18 protein-coding genes are annotated in these 14,777 nt (G+C 72.1%); 9 read left to right on the top strand and 9 right to left on the bottom strand.

Annotated features, from left to right (window positions below; all coding sequences use genetic code 11):
- Positions 1–39: 39 nt before the first annotated feature.
- Positions 40–618, bottom strand: a complete 579-nt coding sequence (locus BS83_RS40750; protein WP_037608457.1) for a hypothetical protein — start codon at positions 616–618, stop codon at positions 40–42.
- Positions 605–1,054 (bottom strand): helix-turn-helix domain-containing protein, encoded by a 450-nt coding sequence (locus BS83_RS40745; RefSeq protein ID WP_051945263.1) that lies wholly within the window; start codon positions 1,052–1,054, stop codon positions 605–607. The genes BS83_RS40750 and BS83_RS40745 overlap by 14 nt, the downstream gene beginning before the upstream one ends.
- Before the next feature lie 421 nt (positions 1,055–1,475).
- Between BS83_RS40745 and BS83_RS46905 the strand changes: the two genes are divergently transcribed.
- Entirely contained in the window at positions 1,476–1,625 is a 150-nt protein-coding gene (locus BS83_RS46905) for a hypothetical protein (RefSeq protein ID WP_198035411.1), read from the top strand.
- A gap of 64 nt (positions 1,626–1,689) precedes the next feature.
- Here the strand turns inward: BS83_RS46905 and BS83_RS42705 are convergent, their stop codons facing one another.
- From BS83_RS42705 to BS83_RS42700, 4 genes are read right to left on the bottom strand one after another with little or no spacing between them, the layout of a single operon-like run.
- Positions 1,690–2,058: a cupin domain-containing protein gene (locus BS83_RS42705; RefSeq protein WP_051945261.1), complete on the bottom strand. Its 369-nt coding sequence runs from the start codon at positions 2,056–2,058 to the stop codon at positions 1,690–1,692.
- Positions 2,059–2,063: 5 nt separating this feature from the next.
- Positions 2,064–2,780: a class I SAM-dependent methyltransferase gene (locus BS83_RS40735; RefSeq protein WP_051945258.1), complete on the bottom strand. Its 717-nt coding sequence runs from the start codon at positions 2,778–2,780 to the stop codon at positions 2,064–2,066.
- A 42-nt stretch (positions 2,781–2,822) separates the two neighbouring features.
- Positions 2,823–3,347 carry a protein-disulfide reductase DsbD family protein gene (locus tag BS83_RS40730; RefSeq protein ID WP_037608455.1) on the bottom strand — a complete coding sequence of 175 codons (525 nt, stop codon included), beginning with the start codon at positions 3,345–3,347 and terminating at the stop codon, positions 2,823–2,825.
- 17 nt (positions 3,348–3,364) lie between these two features.
- Complete coding sequence (locus tag BS83_RS42700; protein WP_051945256.1) at positions 3,365–3,982, bottom strand: thioredoxin family protein; 618 nt, start codon at positions 3,980–3,982, stop codon at positions 3,365–3,367.
- A 217-nt stretch (positions 3,983–4,199) separates the two neighbouring features.
- Here BS83_RS42700 and BS83_RS40720 point away from each other — a divergent pair, with 217 nt between their 5' ends.
- Together BS83_RS40720 and BS83_RS40715 are read left to right on the top strand one after the other, a co-directional pair.
- A complete protein-coding gene (locus tag BS83_RS40720; protein ID WP_051945854.1) occupies positions 4,200–4,658 on the top strand; it encodes a DinB family protein in 459 nt (152 codons plus the stop codon).
- An 86-nt stretch (positions 4,659–4,744) separates the two neighbouring features.
- Positions 4,745–5,545 carry a GNAT family N-acetyltransferase gene (locus BS83_RS40715; protein ID WP_037608451.1) on the top strand — a complete coding sequence of 267 codons (801 nt, stop codon included), beginning with the start codon at positions 4,745–4,747 and terminating at the stop codon, positions 5,543–5,545.
- A 60-nt stretch (positions 5,546–5,605) separates the two neighbouring features.
- Here BS83_RS40715 and BS83_RS46900 read toward each other — a convergent pair whose 3' ends face one another.
- Positions 5,606–5,941, bottom strand: coding sequence for a hypothetical protein (locus BS83_RS46900; protein ID WP_037608449.1), 336 nt, complete (start codon positions 5,939–5,941; stop codon positions 5,606–5,608).
- A gap of 533 nt (positions 5,942–6,474) precedes the next feature.
- Here BS83_RS46900 and BS83_RS40705 point away from each other — a divergent pair.
- The 5 genes from BS83_RS40705 (at position 6,475) to BS83_RS40685 (ending at position 10,981) form a co-directional block, all read left to right on the top strand.
- Positions 6,475–7,401, top strand: coding sequence for a TetR/AcrR family transcriptional regulator (locus BS83_RS40705; protein WP_232248667.1), 927 nt, complete (start codon positions 6,475–6,477; stop codon positions 7,399–7,401).
- A gap of 38 nt (positions 7,402–7,439) precedes the next feature.
- Positions 7,440–8,468 carry a hypothetical protein gene (locus BS83_RS40700; RefSeq protein WP_037608447.1) on the top strand — a complete coding sequence of 343 codons (1,029 nt, stop codon included), beginning with the start codon at positions 7,440–7,442 and terminating at the stop codon, positions 8,466–8,468.
- 82 nt (positions 8,469–8,550) lie between these two features.
- Positions 8,551–9,027 carry a hypothetical protein gene (locus BS83_RS40695; RefSeq protein ID WP_037608445.1) on the top strand — a complete coding sequence of 159 codons (477 nt, stop codon included), beginning with the start codon at positions 8,551–8,553 and terminating at the stop codon, positions 9,025–9,027.
- A 102-nt stretch (positions 9,028–9,129) separates the two neighbouring features.
- Positions 9,130–10,002: an AraC family transcriptional regulator gene (locus BS83_RS40690; RefSeq protein ID WP_037608442.1), complete on the top strand. Its 873-nt coding sequence runs from the start codon at positions 9,130–9,132 to the stop codon at positions 10,000–10,002.
- A gap of 34 nt (positions 10,003–10,036) precedes the next feature.
- The gene (locus BS83_RS40685) at positions 10,037–10,981 is read left to right on the top strand and encodes a deoxyribonuclease IV (RefSeq protein WP_037608440.1); all 945 of its coding nucleotides are present in this window, start codon (positions 10,037–10,039) and stop codon (positions 10,979–10,981) included.
- Between the two features lie 168 nt (positions 10,982–11,149).
- Here the strand turns inward: BS83_RS40685 and BS83_RS40680 are convergent, their stop codons facing one another.
- Positions 11,150–12,496 (bottom strand): GNAT family N-acetyltransferase, encoded by a 1,347-nt coding sequence (locus BS83_RS40680; protein ID WP_157597509.1) that lies wholly within the window; start codon positions 12,494–12,496, stop codon positions 11,150–11,152.
- A 10-nt stretch (positions 12,497–12,506) separates the two neighbouring features.
- Positions 12,507–13,841, bottom strand: a complete 1,335-nt coding sequence (locus BS83_RS40675) for an MDR family MFS transporter (protein ID WP_051945252.1) — start codon at positions 13,839–13,841, stop codon at positions 12,507–12,509.
- A 104-nt stretch (positions 13,842–13,945) separates the two neighbouring features.
- Between BS83_RS40675 and BS83_RS40670 the strand changes: the two genes are divergently transcribed.
- Positions 13,946–14,704, top strand: a complete 759-nt coding sequence (locus BS83_RS40670) for a phosphoglyceromutase (RefSeq protein WP_037608438.1) — start codon at positions 13,946–13,948, stop codon at positions 14,702–14,704.
- Positions 14,705–14,777 lie beyond the last annotated feature (73 nt).

The raw sequence follows: 14,777 nt of genomic DNA, 5'->3' as shown, positions 1-14,777 counted from the left end.
CGTGCCCCAGCCGTTGTCGATGCGTTCCGCGCCCCGCTGCTACTCGGCCGAGCGCGGCTTGCGCGGCGTGGTCTTCCTGGCCGCCGGCTTCGGCGCGGGGGCCTCGGCCTTCGTCTCGGTCTTCGCCTCGGCGGCGGGAGCGGGCTTGATCTCCTCGGCCAGCTCGTCCAGCTCGGCCGCGAAGGCGTCCGCCTTCGCGGAGCTCTTCTCGATCACGGACTGGGCCTCGTCGGCGCCGTCCTGGCGCTGACGGTCCACGACGGCCTTGCCGCGCACGGCCAGCTCGTCGTAGGCCTCGCGCGCCTTGACCGCGAGCTCGGCCGCCCGGCCGACACCCTGCAGCGCCAGGCCCTGGGCCTTCTCCTGCAGCGTCTTCAGGTCGGTCGGCAGCGTCTGGACCGCCTCGGTGACCTTGGCCTGCGCCTCGGTCAGCCGCGTCTGCGCCTCGGTCAGCTTCGCCGTGGCCTTCTCCTGCGTGGCCCTCCGGTCCGCGGCGAGCGAGGCGGCGAGCTCGGGGACGGTCTTCAGCTTCTCCACGGCCAGATCCCCGGCACCCGCGAGGGCGTAGAGCGGCGTGGGGTCGGACAGGGTCTTGCGGAGGTCATCAGCGATCGGCATGGGTGGTCCTCCCCTTCTGGTTCTCGTCGTCGACTGGCTGGATCTGCGGCTCGTCTGCGGTGGCCTCGGCACGTCCGGCGGCGCCGGGGTGGACGCCGTTCTCCTTGAGGAAGGACTCGTACACGGCGAGCAGCACCTGCTTCTGCCGCTCGTCGATCAGCGGGTCCGCGAGGATCGCGGCCCGCAGCTCCAGGCCCTGCTCCTCGCGCTCCTCGAGAATGCCCGCCTGCACGTAGAGCGTCTCCGCCGAGATCCGCAGCGCCTTGGCGATCTGCTGCAGAATCTCCGCGCTCGGCTTGCGCAACCCGCGCTCGATCTGACTGAGGTAAGGGTTGGACACCCCTGCGGCGTCGGCGAGCTGACGCAGCGAATACTGCGCATGCCGCCGCTGCTCGCGGATGTACTCGCCGAGCGACCCGACGTTCAGTGAGGCCATGCCCCCACTGTGCCCGGCCCTGCTTGCAAATGCAAGCACGCTGCTAGCAATCGCACGCGCGTCGCTTGACCGGAAGCCGCTGCTCTGCGGATCGAGCGGGCAGATGGAGGCTGCGGCGCACGGATCGCGACCCTCGGCGGATCTGGTCGGGGCGACGCCGAAGGGCCCACGTAGCCTCCCAGAACAGAGCAACGACATGACCCGCAGGGTCGAGCAGCAGCGAGGCCGGCGGAAACTGCCTGGCGATCGGCACCTTCCCTGGCAGGCTGGGCATGGTGCCCCTCGAAGCTCAAGAACTGAGCACGGCGATTGAGAACGCAGAATCGCCGGCCTGGTCCGTCCGCGGGGAGGCTGGTCGGCAGCTCAGCGAAGTCGGCCGAGATCGAAGAAGTTGCGGAGGTCGTCCACTGCCTTCTCCTGGATGACGACTGAAGGCGCGGACCGGCTGATCGAAGAGTTGCGCACGCTGGCCACGGACGAAGACGCCGGAGTCCGCGACGAAGCCCACGAGATTCTGGCGAGCCTACGACCGCGGGAGGAGTGGGCGCGCGACTCGGAGGCCGACTCCTGATTCCCGGTTGATCGGCGTCGACGGGGCTCCGGACCAGACCGTCAACGCCACCGAGGTGCGGCCGTCATGGGCCTTCGGGGGCGAAGGGGGTGAGGTGCGGGCCGTCCAGGGCGAGGGCGGAGAAGCCGGAGTCCGTGCCAGAGGTGTGGAGTTCGCCCTTGTCCCAGCGGACCGCCTGGCCGGCCGTGATCGGGACGCGTTCGCCGTCCGCGCCGGCCACCCAGCCCGAGCCGGCGGTGACCAGGAGGAGTTGCGGTCCCGTGGCCGGGTGCGTGCCGATCGTGCCCCCGGGCTCGACCGTGAGGAAGGCCAGAAACGTCGGGTGCCCGCCGGTGTCCTCCGGGGCGCCGGAGGCGACGCGGGTCACATGCAGGCCGACGCTGCCGTGCGCGGTGACGATCCGCTCGTCCCGGTCGAAGGTGAAGATCTCCATGGTGCTCAGCCCTCCTGCGGCTCGGTGGAACGGTGAGCGAGAAGGACGGCCTGCCGCCCCTGCCCCGCGGCGCGTTCCGCCTCGCCCGGCTCGCGGATCACGCGGCTGTCGACGGTGAAGCCCGCCGCCTCCAGCAGTGCGGCGATCCGGTCCGGCGGCATCCAGTAGACGTCGAGGGAGAGGTCGTGGCCGTAGGCGTGGTCGAGGTGGCGCAGACGTTCCCCGGCCTTGAAGCCGAGCATCAGCTGTCCGCCGGGCGCGAGCACGCGGTGGAACTCGGCGAAGACCGTGGGCAGCGACGTCGGCGGCGTGTGGACGATCGAGTACCAGGAGACGACCCCACCGAGGCTCCCGTCGGCGAGGTCCAGCGCCGTCATCGAGCCCTCGGTGAACCGGATGTCGGGATGCCGCCGTCGGGCCACCGCGACCATCTCCGGCGACAGGTCCAGGCCGAACGCGTTCGCGCCGCGCCCGCACAGATGCGCCGTCACGTGCCCGGGGCCGCAGCCGATGTCGGCGATCTCCGCGCCGACCCTGACCGCCGTCTCGACCATCTCCACGAAAGCGCCGAACAGGGCCCGGTCCAGCGGCCTGCTGTCGAGCGCGTCGGCGACGAGCTCGGCGTAGGCGCCGGCGACCTTGTCGTAGGAGGAGCGGGTGATGCCGAGGTAGCGCGACTCGTCGGAGTCGGCCCGGTCGTTCGTACGGGTCGCTTCGGTCATGGCGTGGGAGCCTAGCGTCCGCGCCGCCTGGGTTCAGCGGATTCAGTCCGACGAAGGGACGGGGACGATGTGATCCAGAACCGGTGCGAGGCACTGCGTCTCACTGCACGCGCCGAAGCTCACGACCGCTTCCGCACCGCCCGAGGCCGCGTTCCTGCGGACCGGAAGACTGAGCGTCACCGGACCGTCGGGGTAGACGGGCAGGTCCACGCCGAGCGCGTCGAGGTGCAGGGTGCGGACGGGAACATTCGCCGTGGCCGGCCCGGTGGCCGTCAGGCTGCCCCGCACCGCGAGCCTGGTCGGCGTCCCCAGGCCGTCGACCCCGCCGGCGGGCAGCGCGGCGCTGTAGAGGTGGAATCCCTTGCGCTCCGGCGCGAACGTGGCGGTGAGCGTCCGGCCGTGCAGGGTGAGCGCGACCCGGACCCCGTTCAGCTCCAGCGACGCTCCCGCGACCGCCGATGCGGCCGATGCGGCCGACGCGGGCGATGCGGCCGAACGCGGCGCACCGGCGGTCGGGGAAGCGCAGGCGGCCAGCAGCGAGGCCGCCAGGACCAGGGGCGCGACCATCCTCGTCCGACGGAGGGTCACTGCGCGTCGCCGGCGGACCAGCGCGTCAGGAAGGCGCTGACCTGGGCGGCGTCCATCGTCCTCGCGTTGGAGAACGCCCCGTCGTTGGTGGCGGTGCGCACCTTGCCGTCGGCGGTCAGCACGACCAGTGCCGGGATGCCGCTGGTGTTGAGATTGACGTACGCGCTCGCGACGTCGAGGTTGTGGTCGAACTTGCCGACGTCGATGGCGACGACGCGGTAGTTCTTCTGCACCAGCGGCATCACGCCGGGGGAGCGGAAGAGCGCGTCGAGGGCGACGCAGTCGGGGCACCAGTTCGCGCCGAAGTCGAGCAGTACCTCGCGATGGTCCTTCGCGGACGCCGCGAGCGCGGCCTTGATGTCGGCCGTGGCGTTCCGGGTCCCGTCGTAGTGGGCCGGTATCGGAGCCGGAGGCGCCTGCTGCGGCTGCTGCGCGAGCGGGGTGGCGGCCGCCGTTGTGGGCGTGGCCGGCGCGGTCGCCGGCGCCGACGCGCTTTTCGGCGCCCCGGCGGGAGCCGCGGTCACCTGGGGGCCGGACGCGCACGCGGCGCTGAGCAGTACGGCTGCGGCGGCGATGGCTGTCGCCGTCGTTCGGGCAGGGCGTCGATGCAACACAGGTCCCCCTCCTGGCGGCGCCCTGGGACGCGCCGCGTTGTGATCCGTTGCAGGAGGATAGTCAGCCGGTCCGACGTCCCTGAGGGTGGGGCGTCCACGACGTAGTCTGTCGCCCTCGAACATGAAGGGATCTTCAGCCGTGGCCACAGACGAGACCTCCAAGTGGACTCCGACAGTACGGAATTCGCCCAGCACCACCAGCGACGAACGCCAGTCGCTGCGCGACCTGCTCGACTTCCACCGCGCCACACTCGCGATGAAGTGCGACGGCCTGACCGACGAGCAGCTGCGGCAGCAGTCCATGCCGCCGTCGACGCTCTCGCTGCTGGGCCTGGTACGGCACATGGCGGAGGTCGAGCGCGCCTGGTTCCGGCGGACGATCAACCAGGAGACGGACCTCCCGCTGGTCTGGTCCCCGGAGGGCGACTTCCAGGTCGCCTACGACGCGAGCACGTCGACGCGCGAGGAGGCCTTCGCCGCCTGGCAGGCCGAGGTCGAACAGTCCCGCCGGATCGAGCGCGAGGCGGAGTCGCTGGACCTGACGGTCCACGCCGCCCGCTGGGAGTCCGACGTGACCCTGCGAGCGGTCATGCTCCACATGCTCCTGGAGTACACCCGCCACAACGGCCACGCCGACTTCCTCCGCGAGGGCGTCGACGGCGTGACAGGGGTCTGACCGGCTCTCAGCGTGCCGCCGGTGCTGCCAGGCGCGGGAGGATATTCGTTTGCCCAGGTCACGGTGGGCGTGATCCGCTGGAGTCCATGGATCCTCAGCGCGCACTCGACGACTTCGACCGCCAGATGCGCCGGGAGGCGCGTCCCGATCATCCGCTGACGCGGGTGGAGCGGGTGGGCGCCGTGACGCGGCAGGTCGGGCCGGGGGAGATGTGGAACGGGGTGCTCTGGTCCGGGTTGGCGGTCGACGCGGGCGAGGACGCGGACGCGGTGATCGCGCAGCAGGTACGGGACTACGCCGCGCTCGGGGACGTGGAGAGCTTCGAGTGGAAGCTCTACAGCCACGACCGTCCCGCCGATCTGGGCGCGCGGCTGAGCGCGGCGGGCTTCGTGCCCGAGGACTCCGAGGCGCTGATGGTCGCGGAAGCCGCGGCGATCGCGGCGATCCCCGCGCCCGCGCCGGAGGGCGTCGAGTTCGTGCCGGTGACCGACGCGGCCGGCGTCGAGCTGCTTGCCCGGGTGCACGACCAGGCCTTCGACAACGGAGTCGGCGACCGGATCAAGGTCCGGCTGCTCGCGCAGCTCGAAAGCGCGCCGGAGAGCGTGCGGGCGTTCGTCGCGATGGCCGGGGACGAGCCGGTCTGTGCCGTGCGGATGGACTTCAACGCGGGCACCGATTTCGTCGGTCTCTGGGGCGGTGGCACGGTCGAGGCGTGGCGCGGGCGCGGGATCTACCGTGCGCTGGTCGGTCACCGGGCGCGGATCGCCGTCGAGCGCGGCTACCGCTACCTCTTCGTCGACGCGTCCGACCAGAGCCGGCCGATCCTCGCCCGGCTCGGCTTCGCGCAGCTCGCGACCACGACACCCTACGAGTACCAACTGAAGTAGGACCCGCGTGGGCCGGAGGGGCCGCGCCGCCGTCGGCGCGGCCCCTCCGTGTGTGTCGTGTCAGCCGTGGTGGTGCCCGCCACCGCCGTCGAAGCCGCCGCCCGAACTCCCCGAGTCCCAGCCGGAGGACCAGGACGAGCCCCCGGTGTCGTGATGCCCGCCGTGGTGGTGGCCCCCGTGATGCGTGGACCCGTTGTCGGCGTAGCCGCTCGACGGGGAAGCGTCGGGCAGGTAGGCGAGGCCGTCGGACGTTCCCGGCCGCCACGACGAGCCGCTCCGCCGGACCGCTCCGCCCTGGACCGCCCCGTTGGCCCTTCGGACCACGGTCACCACCACCGCGAGAATCCCGCCGAAGAACACGATCGGCACCGCCACCACGAGCGCCATGCTGACCATCAGTCCCCCTTGCTCGGCCCCGTCGGGCCCGTTCGGCGGCGGTTCCCGCCGCGTCATCGCCACTGTGCCCGGGGTGCGAGCGGCCGACACCGGACTTGATCCAGATCTGAGCCTTGGGTTTCGCTCGCGCCTCCCACGCTACTTGAACGCGTTCAAAAACATGGCTACAGTCGCATCGACGCGAAACTGAACGCGTTCAAGAAGTAGTGCGACGTGTGGTGAAGGGCTGTTGCGCCATGGACCCGAGCATGAACCCGAGCCTGAACCCGAACGTGATCACGCACGTCTCCGAGCCGCCCGACGGTGGAACCGGACCGCCCGGCGGACTCGTCCCGCGGGCCTGAGCCGTGCCGTGGAGCGCGCCGGACCCGGGTGCCAGCGACGCGCCGGTCCGGCGGCGCGAAAGGGAGGCGGGGGCACCGACCGTGCAGGGGGCGGCCGGTGCCCCCGCCACCCGACCGAACCCCGCGAAGCCGCACCCGCACTCCGCCTGCGGCGCTCGGCGCGGGCCCCGCTCCGGATAGCCTCGACCCGTGACCGACGATCTGCCGACCGATACCTCCCCCGAACCCGCCGAGAAGGCGGGCGCGGCCGAGAGTGCCAAGAAGGCGAAGAGCGAACGCACCCGGGCGCTGATCCTGGAGACCGCCATGCGGCTCTTCCAGGAGCGGGGCTACGAGAAGACCACCATGCGGGCGATCGCGGCGGAGGCCGGCGTCTCGGTCGGCAACGCCTACTACTACTACGAGGGCAAGGAATTCCTGATCCAGGGGTTCTACGACCGCATGACGCACGAGCATCTGGTGGAGGCCCGGCAGCGGATGGCGGGGGAGCGGGACTTCTCGGAGCGGCTCTGCATCGCGCTGGACTCGTGGGTCGACTGCGCGGCGCCGTACCACGAGTTCGCCGCGCAGTTCTTCCGCACGGCCGCCGACCCGAACAGCGCGCTCAGCCCCTTCTCCAACGAGTCCCACCCGGCCCGCGAGACGGCCGTCCAGCTCTTCCGCGAGGTGCTGGACGGGTCGGACCTCGGGCCCAAGATCGACCCCGAGCTGGACGAGCTCCTGCCCGACCTGCTCTGGCTGCACCTCATGGTCGTGGTCCTGTACTGGGTCTTCGACCGCACCGACGACACCGAGCGCACCCGTGCCTTCGTCAAGCGCTGCTCACCCTTCGTCGCCAAGCTCGTCACCCTGTCGCGCTACCGGGTCTTCCGCCCGCTGGTCCGCGACGCGGTGGACATGATCAAGGACTTCGTCCTGCCGACCATCGGCAAGACGACCGCGTCGAGGCCGACCGGCGCGACGGCACGGTCCGATGCGACGGAGTCGCCCGCCGCGGAGGCCGAGACGGTCGAGACGGCGGAGACGGCCGGGAAGACCCGGACGGCCGGGAAGACCCAGAAGACCGACAAGACCGACCAACCGAAGAAGACCGTCAGGCGCCTACGGCGCGGCTGAGCCCACGGGTCCCCTCCGCGCCGCCGCGGAGGGGAACGATGAACACGCTGACCCACTACCGGCCCCGGATCGCACTCACCGCCGGGCCCACCCACCCGCTGTGGGTGACGCTGCCGGGGGTGTGGTGCGGTGGTTTCCTCTCCGCCTTCGGCATCGGCGCGGTGCGCGCCGAGATGCAGGCCTACGCGTACTCGGGTGGCGGGGGGACCGCGGCCTTCGGTGCCCTGTTCGTCCTCGCCGTCGCGGGCGGCTGCCAGGTCTTCGCCCTGCTCGCCGTCACCGCCTGCGCCAAGGACCTGGCCGAGCCGCCGAGCCGGCCCGTCGGCGCGGCCTTCGTGACACTGCTGCTCGGTGGGGTCGGCATGCTCGGGCTCAACTCGGTGCTCACGGCCGGGGCGTCGTTCCCCGGATTCGGAGCGCTCTCGGTCCTGCTGCTCTGCCTGCCTTACCCGATCGTGTTCACCCTGCTCCACTCCATCGGCCGACGGGCGGCGCTGACGGCGGTGGGCGCGACGGTCCTGCTCGTGCTGTGCGTCGTGCCGGTCAGGGCGGGCCAGGAGTGGCTGGCCGGAACGCTGTGGCGCGGCCAACACCCGGGCGTGGACCGGCGTCTGCTGCAGACGGTCGACTGGCCCGGGGGACACCAGGAGAGCTTCGACCTCGGCCGGCACATGCTCCGGACCGACGTCTTCTTCGCCGACAGCACCATCGACGGCTTCGCTGACGGGCTGGTCACCGTCGCCCCGGCAGCGACGCAGCCGTGCGGGCCGCTGGCGGTGATCTCCGACGGCGACATGGACGGCTCCGCCGACGACACCGGATCGATCGTCACCATCCCGGTGACGCAGTGCCGACAGACCGGGCCGGGCAGCTGGGAGCTGTCCACGGACGCGGGATGGCGCGGCCTCGCGGAGCGCCGCGACGGCGTCCTGCTGATCCTCTCCGCCGACTCCGCCCGCGCCGACGACGACCTGGCCGCTGTGGCGAGGACACTCCGTCCGCTCGGTGACCAGGGGCTCTGGGCACACGGCTCGGAGCACCTCGGATGGGCGTGGCTGCTCCTGTGAGGACGTGAAGACGCAGAGGACGGCCGCCGCTCGGCCTGATGTCGGCCACGACGAACGAACGACGAAGAACGAGGGGAAGACGATGAACGGGCGCAGCCAGGTGTGGCGTTGGACAGTCGGGATCGTCGGACCGGTCGCCGTCATGGCGGCGACGAGCGGGTGCGCGTTGGCGGGAGTCGGGGTGGAGCCGCTGAGCCAACCGGTCCGGCTGAGCCAACTCGTCGGCCACTGGACGGCCGACAGCCGCTGCCCGCACACCACCATGGACCTGGCCGCGGACGGCTCCGGCCGGGTCCGACGTTTCCCCATCGACGACGCGCCCGACCTCCTCCAGGTGACCCGTACGGCGACGGGGCCGGTGAGCTGGCGTCAGGACCCGGGACTGGCCGGCACCGACATTCCCGCGTCGGTGCAGCTCACCTTGGGCACTGACGGCTACGCGCTCGACTACGGCCGTGACGGCCACGGCTTCGTTCTCGTCGCCACCGTCGGCGACCCGGACGACGGCGTCGCCTGCGTCTACCACCGGAGCCCGGCGCAGCCGACCGGCGGGCGGTGAGCGCGGCGCGGCCCACCCGACCGGAGCGGGCACAGGATGTCGGGTGTCGGCCGGGGAGGGTTCCTAGGCTCGGTGACGTAAGGACAAGGAAGGGATCCGGAGTTGTTGGAGCATCTGAACCGGGCGATGGACCACATCGAGGACCACCTCGACGGAACCGTCGACGTCTCCGAGTTGGCGCGGATCGCGCTCACCTCGGAGTACCACCTGCGGCGGACGTTCTCGGCGCTCGCGGGGGTGCCGCTGTCGGAGTACGTCCGACGGCGCAGGCTCACGGTGGCCGGAGCCGAGGTGCTGGCCGGGGATCGGACGCTGCTCGACATCGCCGTCCGGTACGGCTACGGCTCGGGCGAGGCCTTCGCCCGGGCGTTCCGGGCGCTGCACGGGATCGGGCCCGGGGAGGCGCGACGCACCGGCGCCGCGCTGCAGGCCCAGCCGCGGATGTCCTTCCGGCTCGTCGTCGAAGGGAGTAGCACCATGCAGTACCGCATTGTGGAGCGGGACGGGTTCCGGGTGGTGGGGAGGTCGGCCCGGGTGCCGCTGGTCCACGAGGGGATCAACCCCGGCATCGCCGAGATGATCAGGAGCATCGGGCCAGGGACGATGGCGCGGATCGCCGCGCTGTCGGACCAGGAGCCGTCGGGCGTCATCTCCGCGACCGTTCTCCACGACCCCAACCGGGCCGAGGGCAGCGACGTCGACTACTACCACGGCGTGGTGAGCGGAGCCGCCGCCGACGCCCTGCCGGACGACCTGGACGTGCTCAGCCTCCCGCCGGGGACGTGGGCGGTGTTCGCGAACTCGGGCGAGTTCCCGCAGGCCCTGCAGGAGCTGTGGCGCGACGTGTTCACCCAGTGGTTCCCCTCCAACCCCTACCGCTACCGCCCGGGACCCGAGCTGCTCAAGGTCGGCGCGGCACCGGACGGCGGCGGCGCGGCGGCCGAGCTGTGGATCCCGGTGGAGAAGGCCGGCTGACGTCGGGCGCCGTGCCGGGTGGCATGCTGCACGGGTGCACCAACAGGACGCAGACGAGCAGGCCGCCCGCCGCCGGAACCCGATCGGCGCCCATGTGCCGGTCGCCGCACGGGGTCTGGTGGGAACGGGGATCGCCTACGCGGAGCAGATCGGGGCGGAGGCGGTCCAGGTCTTCGTCGCCAACCCGCGCGGCTGGGCCACCCCCGTCGGCAACCCGGCCCAGGACGCGGCCTTCCGCGAGGCCTGCGCCGAGCGGCGGCTGCCCGCGTACGTCCACGCGCCCTATCTGATCAACTTCGGCTCGGACACCGCCGCCACCCGCGAGCGCTCGGCCGAGTCGCTGCGGCACTCGCTGCACCGCGCCGGCGCGATCGGCGCCCGCGGTGTGGTCGTGCACACCGGGTCGGCCATCGGCGCGGGTCGACGGGCGGAGGCGATGCGGCAGGTGCGGGAGGATGTGCGGCCGTTGCTCGACGAGCTGGACGCGTCCGCCGCGGCGGACGGGCAGGAGCGGGGCGAGGTCCCTTGGCTGCTGCTGGAGCCGACCGCCGGTCAGGGCGAGTCGCTCTGCTCGCGGATCGAGGACCTGGCCGCCTACGCGGACGCGCTGGACCGGCACCCGAGGCTCGGCGTCTGCCTGGACACCTGCCACGTCTTCGCCGCCGGACACGACCTGGCCGCGCCGGGCGGGGTCACCGCCGCCCTCGACCTGTTGGAGGAGGTCTTCGGGCCGGACCGGCTGCGGCTGATCCACGCCAACGACTCCAAGGACGTGGTCGGCGCGCGCAAGGACCGGCACGCCAACATCGGCGACGGGCACATCGGCACGCAGGCGTTCGCCGAGCTGTTCCGGCACCCCGCGACGCGCGGGGTGCCGCTGATCCTGGAGACGCCCGACCGCAGCGCGGCGCCCGGCTTCGGGCACGCCGCCGACGTCCGGACCCTGAAGCGGCTGCGCGCCGAGGCCGGCGCGGGCTGACCGCGGCCGGGCCGGATCGGATGGGGCCGGATCGGGCCGGGGCGCGCCGGAGACCGAGCCTTGGACGGCGGATCGGACCCGCCGGGCCGGGACGGCGCGCAGTCCGCTTGCGGCGGACGGGCTCCGGTGACGTCGGACGGGTTCCCGTGGCGGCGGACGATCTCCGGGTCAGAACACGTCCGGGCACCAGGGCGCGCGGTCGGTGCGCAGGATGCGCTGCGCGGCGCGCACCGCACCGGCGCGGCGCTCTGTCAGCAGCCCGGCGGCCTGCAGCCGTTCCAGCGGCTGGTGGCCGAAGTAGACGGCGGCCAGGTCGCTGACGTCGAGCGCGAAGTCGACCTCGGCGGCCGGATCCGCCGGGGTGCAGCGGCCGGTCCCGTCCTCGGCGACGTCGAGCTGGTAGCTCCCGGCGGCGTAGCCCATCGCGTCGGCCACCTCGAAGACGACCCGGCCCGGCGCGTCGTAGGTGCGGGCGGAGAAGGCCTGCGGGACGTCGAGGATCCGGACCCACAGGAAGTCCCCGGTGCTGTCGTTGTTGTCGACGCAGGCGCGCTGGTTGTGCAGCGCGAGCGGCAGCGGCGAGTCGGGGGCGATGTCCCAGACGTCGATGCGCTGGATCCAGTCCATCTCCAGCGCGAAGCGCCACAGCGCTGCCTCGGCGGGCCAGTCGACCGCGAAGTAGTCCTTGACCTTGAGCACGACGTCCTTGGGCAGCCAGTTGCGCCACTCGTCGTCGGAGACCACGTAGCTGAGCAGCCCGGCCGGGGTGCCGGACGGGTCGCGGTAGAGGGCGACCAGCGGCTCCTTGAAGGAGGTGCCGGGGAGCGGTGACTCGCCGCTGCGGATCCGCCAGACGGCGGTGTCGCGGCCGACCGCGCCGGGACGGGTGCGGCGGAAGCGGTCGTGCAGCTCCGCACCGATCTTGGCGTACTCGGCCATGGTCAGCAGCTCGATGCTGCCGCCCTCCGCCTCGGCGGGAACCCGGATGCCGCCGGCCACCTGCTTGTCGATCAGCTTGCCGTGCTGGGCGCTGGCGGGACCGAAGCCGTAGCGGCCGTAGATGCCGAACTCGGCGGCGATCAGCATGGCGAAGGCCTCTCCGCGGGCGGCGGCCGCGTCGAGGTCCTGACGCATCATCCGGGTGAGCAGGCCGCGGCGGCGGTGACTGGCCGAGACCGTCACGTTCGTGACCGCGTCCGCCACGGCCGTCGCGCCACCGGGCAACGTCAACTCCTTCGCGAAGCTGCGGAAGGTCCCGACGCAGCGCTCACCGTCGAACGCACCGAGGGCGCGGCCGAGCTCGAAGCGCTGACGGAGCCAGTCCGCGTCGCCGTCGCCCTTGGGGCGCATGAACCCGGCGTTGAGCGCCTGGCCCCAGGCGGGCAGCTCGTCGTCGGTGATGACCCGGATGTCGATCCGTGCCGCCGTGCGGCCTGCGCCTGTCGCGGTGGAGTCGTTCGAGGCGCTGTTCGAGGCGTTGCTTGTGGCGGTGCCGTTGCTCTGACGCTGTCCCATGGTCGGCACTCTAGGAGCCTGCCGCGACGGGGGCACCCGAATTGTTCGTGGCGGCGGCGGCGGGGGCGGCGTCTGCGGTAAGGGCGGGCTCGTCGGCCGAGGCCGCCGGGATGTTGGCGCGCTGTCCGGCGCGGCCGCGCATCAGGACGACGTAACCGGCGGCGCTGACCAGGCCGAGGGCGGCGCGGACGCCCCAGACGGAGTCCGCGCCCCACCACGCCAGCATGACGCCGGCGCCCAGCGGCGCCAGGAACGAGGACGTCTGCCACGCGAGCGAGAAGACGCCCTGGTAGCGCCCGCGGCCGTGGACCGGGGAGAGCTCGGCGACCAGCGCCTGGTTGGCGGGCGTCCACAGGATCTCGCCGAGGGTCCAGACGGCGACGGTCAGGGCGTAGAAGCCCATTCCGCCGGCGAAGGCGCACAACGCCATGCCGAATCCGTGCAGCAGCGCGGCGGCGATCAGCACGCCGGTGCGGCTGCGGTTCCGCATCAGCCGGGTGAGCGGGATCTGCCCGAAGACGATCAGCACGCCGTTGATCGCGACGACGAGCCCGAAGTCGGAGGCGGAGTAGCCCTGGCGTCCCATCACGACGGGCAGGGCGACCTGGCCGAGGCCGACGACCATCGCCAGCAGGAAGGTGAGGCCGACCAGGCCCATGTAGGGGCCGTCGCGGAAGACCGTCCCCATGCCGATCCCTGGCCCCGGTTCCTGGCCGGTCGGCCGGTCCTCGGTGGCACGTTCGGGCCGGGTCTCGGGGATGCGGAGGAAGACGACGAGCGCGCAGAGCAGCGTGGTGATCGCGTCCCCGTAGAAGAGGATCAGGAAGCCGTGGGCCGCCAGCGCGCCCGCGACGGAGGCGGAGACCGCGAAGCCGATGTTGATCGCCCAGTAGTTCAGCGAGAACGCCCGGACCCGGTCGGCGCCGGGGACCAGGTCGGCCATGATCGCCGAGATGGCCGGCCGTGCGGCGTTGCGGGTCAGCCCGAGCAGGGCGGCGACGAGCGCGATCAGGGCCGGGGAGCGGGTGTAGCCGAGCAGTACCGTCGACACGGCGGCCAGTGTCTGCGCGGCGACCAGCGTCGGCCGCCGCCCGATCCGGTCCGCGGCGATCCCGCCGGCGACGGCGCCGAAGACCCCGCCGAGCCCGAACGCGGAGACGACCAGCCCGGCCACGGCCGGGGAGAAGCCGCGGGTGGCCGTCAGATAGAGGGTGAGGAAGGTGACGACGAAACTGCCCAGCCGGTTCACCAGGGTGCTGGTCCACAGCCACCAGAACGTGGTCGGCAGGCCGCCCACCGTCTCACGCAGCACAATTCGCAGACGGGCGGGGGCAGGCGTGCGCATAGGGCTCCGACCAGGGGTGGTAAGTGTCAGATCAGCAGCCCGGACATTACTCGTCGGATGGACGTGCGCGCCAGCGAATAAGCGACTGGTTTAGGCTCGGGGCCATGGCTGAAGCTCCCTACCGTCTTGTCCTGCTCCGCCACGGCGAGAGCCAGTGGAACGAGAAGAACCTCTTCACCGGCTGGGTCGACGTCGACCTGAACGCGAAGGGCGAGAAGGAGGCTCTACGCGGCGGCGAGCTGCTCGCGTCCGAGGGTCTTCTTCCCGATGTTCTGCACACCTCCCTGCTCCGCCGGGCGATCCGCACCGCGCAGATCGCGCTGGACCGCGCGGACCGCCACTGGATCCCGGTGCACCGCTCCTGGCGCCTGAACGAGCGCCACTACGGCGCGCTGCAGGGCAAGGACAAGGCCCAGACCCTCGCCGAGTTCGGCGAGGAGCAGTTCATGCTGTGGCGTCGTAGCTACGACACCCCGCCGCCCGCGCTCGCCGACGACGCCGAGTTCTCCCAGGCCGACGACATCCGCTACGCGGAGCTCCCGGCCGACATCCGCCCGCAGACGGAGTGCCTCAAGGACGTCGTCGACCGCATGCTGCCGTACTGGTACGACGCGATCGTCCCGGACCTGGCCGCCGGCCGCACCGTCCTGGTCACCGCCCACGGCAACTCGCTGCGCGCGCTGGTGAAGCACCTCGACGGCATCTCCGACGAGGCCATCGCCGGTCTCAACATCCCCACCGGCATCCCGCTCGTCTACGAGCTCGACGCCGACTTCAAGCCGCTCACCCCGGGCGGCCGCTACCTCGACCCGGCCGCCGCGGCTGCCGCGATCGAGGCGGTCAAGAACCAGGGCAAGAAGTAGGTCAGAAATAATGGGCTCATCACCGGCGAGAATGTCGCTGGTGATGAGCCGATCTGTTTCCGGGTGAACCGGC

The sequence above is a fragment of the Streptacidiphilus rugosus AM-16 genome, from assembly GCF_000744655.1.
GTDB lineage: Bacteria > Actinomycetota > Actinomycetes > Streptomycetales > Streptomycetaceae > Streptacidiphilus > Streptacidiphilus rugosus.
The sequence above is the reverse complement of the archived record's forward strand: the minus strand, read 5'-3'. Positions and strand labels throughout refer to the sequence as shown.